Origin of the sequence: Sphingomonas sp., from assembly GCF_019242355.1 — a bacterium.
In the GTDB taxonomy this organism is placed as follows: domain Bacteria; phylum Pseudomonadota; class Alphaproteobacteria; order Sphingomonadales; family Sphingomonadaceae; genus Sphingomicrobium.
Map to the genome: position 1 here is coordinate 1 of NZ_JAFAVR010000166.1, position 7,166 is coordinate 7,166.

Annotated in this window: 4 protein-coding genes; all 4 read right to left on the minus strand. The window is 66.0% G+C overall.

The genetic code is table 11. The annotated features are described in order from the left end of the window. Positions 1 to 2,989: DNA methyltransferase (locus JOZ79_RS08250; RefSeq protein ID WP_294073095.1), on the minus strand; the 2,989-nt coding region annotated here is incomplete at its 3' end. A gap of 91 nt (positions 2,990 to 3,080) precedes the next feature. After that, complete coding sequence (locus tag JOZ79_RS08255) at positions 3,081 to 4,142, minus strand: hypothetical protein (RefSeq protein WP_294073098.1); 1,062 nt, start codon at positions 4,140 to 4,142, stop codon at positions 3,081 to 3,083. A gap of 297 nt (positions 4,143 to 4,439) precedes the next feature. Further along, complete coding sequence (cobT, locus tag JOZ79_RS08260) at positions 4,440 to 6,254, minus strand: cobaltochelatase subunit CobT (protein ID WP_294073101.1); 1,815 nt, start codon at positions 6,252 to 6,254, stop codon at positions 4,440 to 4,442. Positions 6,255 to 6,419: 165 nt separating this feature from the next. Next, the coding region (locus tag JOZ79_RS08265) for an AAA family ATPase (RefSeq protein ID WP_294073105.1) at positions 6,420 to 7,166 on the minus strand (747 nt) is incomplete at its 5' end.

Sequence of the window (7,166 nt, forward strand, 5' to 3'; positions counted from 1 at the left end):
CGGGAAAGGGGAAGGGGTCGAAACAGCTTGCCTTGTTATATCGTGGCCGGTCTTCCAACGTGCCACCAGTACGCAACGCCCAAGCCAAGTGAATGGTCGATTGAAGAACGCCCAAGTGGAATCCGTCCTCGCTTGAGACCGTGATCGCCATGTGATCGGGAACGGTCACCCCGTCCACAAACTGAAAGACGCGGTGTTTCGCCGTTTCAGGTGTAGCGATGAACCGCTTGAGCCCATTCTTTGCCGCACGAAGCTGGGAATTGCTACGTCCGAACAACCACCAGTTTTCCCGTCTCGACTTTTGTCGATTTTCATCCCGTTCAGGCTTAACGGTGATCAAGACCCGCTCGTAGGTTGCCGGATGTGACTGGCGCGCTTGTTTCTCCGTCAAGCCATGCAGATCGATAACATATTTCCCCTGAGGCCGGTCCATAAGCTCACCACCGCCTACGTATGGGCGAATAACGGCCCAGGCGCTTTCACCATCACGTGCTACTAATTGCTTGGCTTCACTCCCCGGTATTTTGAAACCCTGCCCAGCAAGCAGCATGCCAGTGTTAGATAGACCCGCGTTCGCCTTCAGTGGCGAAGCTTTGGTGACATCTGCACCAGCCGTAAGATCGGCGTTGATCGTTCCGTGAGCCGAAATGATACCAATCTTCGGCTGGTCAGTATCGAGATCCTCTTCGATGGTGATCTCCCGCAACTCGCCCTCATGCGCGCCGCGCTCGGCCACCGTCATCGCGATGCGCACGGCGGCGGCGTCCCTGGTCGCCTTGGTCCAGGGGTGGTCGGGGATGGCCATGACGAGCGAGAGCTTCTTGGTTGCATCTCCTCCTTCGTCATTCCCGCGAAGGCGGGAATCCCGCTTCTCTTCCTTGGCTGAATCCGAGGCAGCGGCACCCCCGCTTTCGCGCTGGTGACGCGAGGTTGAGTCGGTCCCCTCACCCTCCGCGCCTGACGGCGCTCCTCCCTCTCCCGCGAGGGGAGAGGGGCTTAGATAGTTGGCGATCACCCGGCGGCTGAACTCCTGGGTGATGCTGTTGGTGGTGACGAAGCCGAAGCGGATCAGCGGGCTGTTCCTGGCGACGAGCGTGTGCGCGGCGCGGTCCCACCATTGCATGACGAAATCGGCGGATGCGGGGACCCGCGGGTTCGCCGCTTGCAGCGCCTCGACATAATCGTCGCCGAGATGCGCGCGCATGAGACCACCTTTTCCGATGAAAGGCGGATTGCCGACGATGAACTCGGCTTCCGGCCAATCGGGGATCATCGGCGTGTCCAGGTCGGGCTGGCCGAGATCATTCATCTTCAGCACCGCGTCATAGCCGCCATGCTTGCCGAAATTGATGCTGGCGCTTTCGGCGAGGACCGGCTGCGGAACGCTGTCGGGATCGTCGTGAAGGCGATTGCGAAGCCAGCCGATCCACAGCACCAGCTCGGCGATCTTGGCGGCGCGCGGGTTCTTTTCGAGGCCGTGGAATTGATGGGGCCCGACCCTGGGCTCGGCATGGCCGCCAAGCGTCTGGATGGTTTCGATTACCCGCGCTTCCAGCGCCTGCATCAGCTCCATCGCAACGTAGAGGAAGTTGCCGGTGCCGCAGGCCGGATCGAGCACGCGGATCGAGGCGAGGCGGTCGTGGAAGGCGAGGGCGAGCGTTAGCGCACGATCCTCCCCGGAACGGGGAGGGGGACCATCTGAAGGATGGTGGAGGGGTCGCGAGCGCGAAGCGCTCGCTTCCCACCCCTCCGTCAGCCCTGACGGGCTGCCACCTCCCCGTTCCGGGGAGGATTGAAGAAGGCCGATCTCCTCTTCGATCTCCGCCCATTCGGGCTCGAGCACGTCCATGATCGTCGCGCGCACGAGCGTTTCGACATAGGGACGCGGGGTGTAGTGCGCGCCCAGCTTCGCGCGTTCCTCCGCGCTCAATGCTTGTTCGAGCAGGGTACCGAAAATCGCCGGTTCGACCCTCCGCCAGTTCTGGCGCGCGGCCTCGTACAAATCGTGGATGACGAAGCCACCGAGCGGATAGGTGCGGGCGGTGTCCGAAAACAAGCCGCCGTTGAAGTATTTCACGTCCTCTTCGAGCGCATGAGCGAAGCGCGGCGCGGTGCCCGGCGTCCCCATTTTCTGCCAAAGGTCGGCGAGCTGGTTCTGGAACAGCTTGTCGTTGCTTTCGGCGCGCCGAAGGAATTCCGTGAACTTGTCCTTCGGAAGCAGTCCGACATCCTCCGCGAACATGCAGAACAGGATGCGCATCAGGAACAGCGCCGCTTCTTCGACCTCCTCCGCTTTTTCGCGCGGGGATCGGTCGGACAGCTTCAGACGCGCGCCCTCCTCGATATACTGGCTGACCGAGGCGAGGCGCTGCGCGACGGTGCGGGTGACATCGGCCGCCTGGGCGCGCGGGTCCACCGAGCGCGGATCGGTCCAGATCGCGCGCAGCAGGTCGAGCGGGCTCTTGTGGGTATCTCCGACCTCTCGGTCACTCCGCAGATCGGCGAGCGGAATGCGGTAGGACTGGCGATCGGGGAAGAAGCGATAATCGCGGCCGTTGCCGCCGAAATCGAAATAGAGTTCGAACGCTCGGCCGACGTCGAGGACGATCAGGAACGGTGGCCAAGGCGGTTGCGCCAGACTCTGCGCATAGCGCCGGGCCTGGCGAAAAGCGCGGCGCATGAGGTCGTCATACCTGGCGCCGCTGGGGGCGTTAGACACATCGTCAAGTCCGGGAAGCGACGGAAGCTCGCAGACGTACTTGCTCTGCTTGGCTTCGAGGATGAAGCAGCCGCGCTTGTAGAGGTCGATGAAGCCGGTGCCGCCGGCTTCCGCGCCGCCGGGGACGGGCGCATCGATCCGGTAATCATCGTTAGGGCCGGGCGCGTCTACACCCAGGAGATGCGTAAACTCGGTGAGGAAAACAGCGTAGTTGGCGCGCTCATGGCCGGGACAGTTTTCCCACTTGGCAATGAATTCGTCGACCGTCACGCGACCCCCTCACTCGGCAGCTGCAACCTGACGAGTGAGGGGGTTTCCGTCCAGCCGGAAGTTCTGGAGGTTCGCGGCGCTCCCTTTCGGGTCACTTCCGCTTCCCCTGCTCGCGCGGTTCGACGATCACGGGCTGGTCGCGGTGGCGCGGTTCCCTGGGCAAGGCGCCGTTGGCGATCCAGGGGCGGTCGGTGGAGTCGGTGACGGCGTCGTAGAATTCCTCGCTGTTGAGGGTGAAGGTGCGGGATTGGGGTGGGGTCTCGGGGTCGTCCGGTGCGGGGGGTGAAGGGGCGTCTTCCGGAGGAACTGAAGCGGGGTGCTCCGCATCGGCGTCGCTGCACCCGGTGCTTTCGCCTTCCATATAATCCGCGGCGCTTGGGCCCCAGTCGATGGCGGGGAGGCCCTGGTCCGCGCGATGCCGGTTGATCGCGAGCTGAAGCTCCTCCTTCTTGTCGGGGCCATGGCACGCCCCGCCGAGCCAGCCGTTCTCCGCGGTCAGGAGCATGTCGGGCTCGCGCATCTTGGGCTTGCGCCAGGGCTCATCGTCCTGCGCTTCGCAGTGGCGAGCCCTTTCCCAGTCGATCGGGAAGCCGGTCAGGATCTCGAACGCCGCGCGCTTGCCGGGGCTGCCGGCGATTTCCATCAGGTAGAGGCGGCGGGCGCGAAGGAGCTTGGCCGAGATGCTGTCGCGGGCATCGCTGATGCGGCGGGCGATGGCGTGCGGGTCGTCCCACTCGCCGTTTTCGTTGAGGACCTGGCCGGGCAGCGGCTCGCCGCGGAGGCGCGACGGCGGGGTCAGTTGCGCATTGCGGGCGGCGGCGTCGGCGACGCCCTGCGCGATCTTCATGCTGCCGGCCTGGGCGGCGATGGCGAGAGCGCGGTCGTAGGCGGCCTTGAAGCTGGCGCTGTCGTGCGCCTTGAGGAGCTGGTCGACGCCATAGGGCTGCATGCCGATGGCGATGGCGGCGCGGCGTTTCGAGCCGGTCGCGGAGAGAGCGGCGATGAAGGCGCGCTGGCGGTCGTGGGTCCAGCCGTCGACCCGCGCCCGGCGGACGACGGGAGTGAAGCCGAGAAGGTCACCAAGGTGGGTGAAGTCGCCTTCGCCGGTGCTGCCTGTGGCGCGGCAGCGGTCGCATATGACGGGGATGCTCATCGGGTGGAAGGCTAACCCCTATGGTTCGCTGTAGGAAAGGGCTGTAACCGGGAGGGCGGGCGCAGGCGGCGACGGATCGCGCGCGGGCGGGCCCCAATGTTGCTGAACGGGGGCTGCACCCCGCGTTCAGCATCGATTGGGTGCGAATCACCCATAAGCCCTTCATCCGGCGGGGTTTATCCCCTTTTCCCTGCCGCGTCGGACGACCGACATCAGTTCCCTCGGGTCGCGTAACGAGGGGGGCCCGGCGTGCGTAGTTGCGCCGGGCCCATTTTCTTGCGCGCCGCGCTCCGGCGCTTACGGGTTCCCGAACAGGGTGGCGAGCTGCTCCATCATCGCTCCGGCAAGCTGGTCGGCGTCCATGATGGTGACCGCCCGGCTGTAGTAGCGGGTGACGTCGTGGCCGATGCCGATGGCGATGAGCTCGACCGGGGAGCGGCCCTCGATCCACTCGATGACCTGGCGCAGGTGGCGCTCTAGGTAGGATCCGTTGTTGGCCGAGGCGGTCGAATCGTCGACCGGCGCACCGTCGGAGATCACCATCAGGATGCGGCGCTCCTCGGGCCGGGCGATCAGGCGGTTGTGCGCCCAGAGCAAGGCCTCGCCGTCGATATTCTCCTTGAGCAGGCCCTCGCGCATCATCAGGCCGAGGTTGCGCTTCGAGTGGCGGTAGGCCTCGTCGGCGCGCTTGTAGACGATGTGGCGGAGGTCGTTGAGGCGGCCGGGATTGGGCGGGCGGCCGGCGGCGAGCCAGGCCTCGCGGCTCTGGCCGCCCTTCCAGCCGCGGGTGGTGAAGCCGAGGACCTCCGTCGCGACCCCGCAGCGCTCCAGCGTGCGGGCGAGGATGTCGGCGCAGATGGCGGCAATGGCGATCGGGCGGCCGCGCATCGAGCCTGAATTGTCGATCAGGAGCGAGACGACGGTGTCGCGGAATTCCGTCTCGCGTTCGATCTTGTAGGAGAGGGAATGGCCGGGGCTCACGACAACTCGGGCGAGGCGAGCGGCGTCGAGCAGCCCTTCCTCCTGGTCGAAATCCCAACTGCGCGCCTGCTGCGCCATCAGCCGCCGCTGCAGCCGGTTGGCGAGCCGGGTGACGACGTTCTGTAGCCCCCCCATCTGCTGGTCGAGATAGGCGCGGAGCCGCCCGAGCTCCTCCTCGTCGCAAAGCTCGACGGCCTCGACGATCTCGTCGAAGCGGGTGGTGAAGACCTTGTAATCAGTGTCGGGCGACGGGTCCCAGTTGCGGCGGCCGGGCGAGGCGAACAGGCTGTCGCTCAAGTCCTCGCCGGGGCTGCCCTCCTCCTCGCCCATCTCCATGTCGTCCGCGCCCTGCTGTTCGCTGGAGCCTTGCTGGCTGTCCTCGCCGCGCATCTCGACGTCGCCGGCGCCGGGAGCGGATTCGTCCTTGTCGCCCTCGGCTTCGTCACTGCCGCCCTGCTCCCCTTCCTCCTCTTCGCCGCCGTCCTCCGGCTCCTGCTCGGTCGGATCCTCGGCGGCGGCAAGATCGAGATCCTCGAGCAGGCGACGCGACAGCCGGGCGAATGCAGCCTGGTCGTCAAGGGTCAGGGCAAGCGCGTCGAGCTCGGGGGCGGCCTTGTCCTCGATCCACGGGGCGACCAGCTCCAGTCCGGCGAGAGACGCTTGCGGCGGCGCCTCTCCGCTCAGACGTTCGCGGGCGAGCAGCCCCACCGCGGTCGACAGCGGGACCTCTTCGGCGGTGCGGGCACGGACGATGGCGTCGCCGCGCACTCGCGCATCGTTGAGGTGCGACAGGTTCTCTCTAACGCCCGCCATGGTGCGCGCGCCGATCGCTTCGACCCGCGCGGTCTCGAGCGCGTCGAATACGGCCCGCGCCTCAGGGTCCATGGGCGCTCCGCGCGCATGGAGCGCGGCATCGTGATGACGCAGGTTGAGCGCCAGTGAATCGGCCGCGCCGCGGGCCTCGGCAACCAGACGCGGTTCCATTCCCGGCCCGGGGGAAGCAACCCGCGCGGTCTTGCCGCTCGAGCGGCCCGTTTCCGTAGCGAAGACGACATCCACGTCGGCGTCACGGGCGATGGCACGGGTCGCGCCGGCGAGCGCGCGCCGGAACAAGTCGATTCGGTCAGCCAACCGATCGGCCCCTCGCGTCGCGAAAAGTCACAAAAGCCATGGTCATATGCGCGCGCACGCGAGTCCGCCCGTCAGCGATGACGTCGACGCGAGGCGATGGGGCAACGGTCCGGACCATGAGCGAAACGTTGCACAGGCCGGGTGCTGTAGGACAGCGCATCGCGCTCAGGCCGGCTTGGCGGCGACGCTTTCCGGCAGGTCCTGGCCGAACACGCGCTGGTAATATTCGGCGATCAGCGGGCGCTCGGTCTCGTCGCACTTGTTGAGGAAGCTGACCCGGAAAGCGTAGCCGAGGTCGCCGAAGATGTGCGCATTCTGAGCCCAGCTGATCACGGTCCGCGGGCTCATGACCGTCGAGATGTCACCGTTGATGAACCCCTGACGGCTGAGCTCGGCGACCTTGACCATCTTGTCGACCGTCGCCTTGCCGCCGGGATCATCATATTCGCCGGACTTGGCGAGCACGATCTGTGCCTCGACCTGCGCCGGCAGGTAGTTGAGCGTGGTGACGATGTTCCAGCGGTCCATCTGTCCCTGGTTGATCGCCTGCGTGCCGTGATAGAGGCCAGTGGTATCGCCCAGGCCCACCGTGTTGGTGGTCGCGAACAGCCGGAACCAGGGGTTGGGGCGGATCACCCGATTCTGGTCGAGCAGGGTCAGCTTGCCTTCGGCCTCCAGAACGCGCTGGATCACGAACATGACGTCGGGACGGCCGGCGTCATATTCGTCGAACACCAGGGCGACCGGATGCTGAAGCGCCCACGGCAGAAGGCCCTCGCGGAACTCGGTGACCTGCTGGCCGTCGCGAAGCACGATCGCGTCGCGGCCGACGAGATCGATGCGGCTGATGTGCGCGTCGAGATTGATTCGGATCAGCGGCCAGTTCAGCCGCGCCGCGACCTGCTCGATATG

Bases quoted from the DNA above. Each gene is read 5' to 3' on its own strand.
- JOZ79_RS08255 (WP_294073098.1), bottom strand. From the start codon at position 4,142: ATGAGCATCCCCGTCATATGCGACCGCTGCCGCGCCACAGGCAGCACC.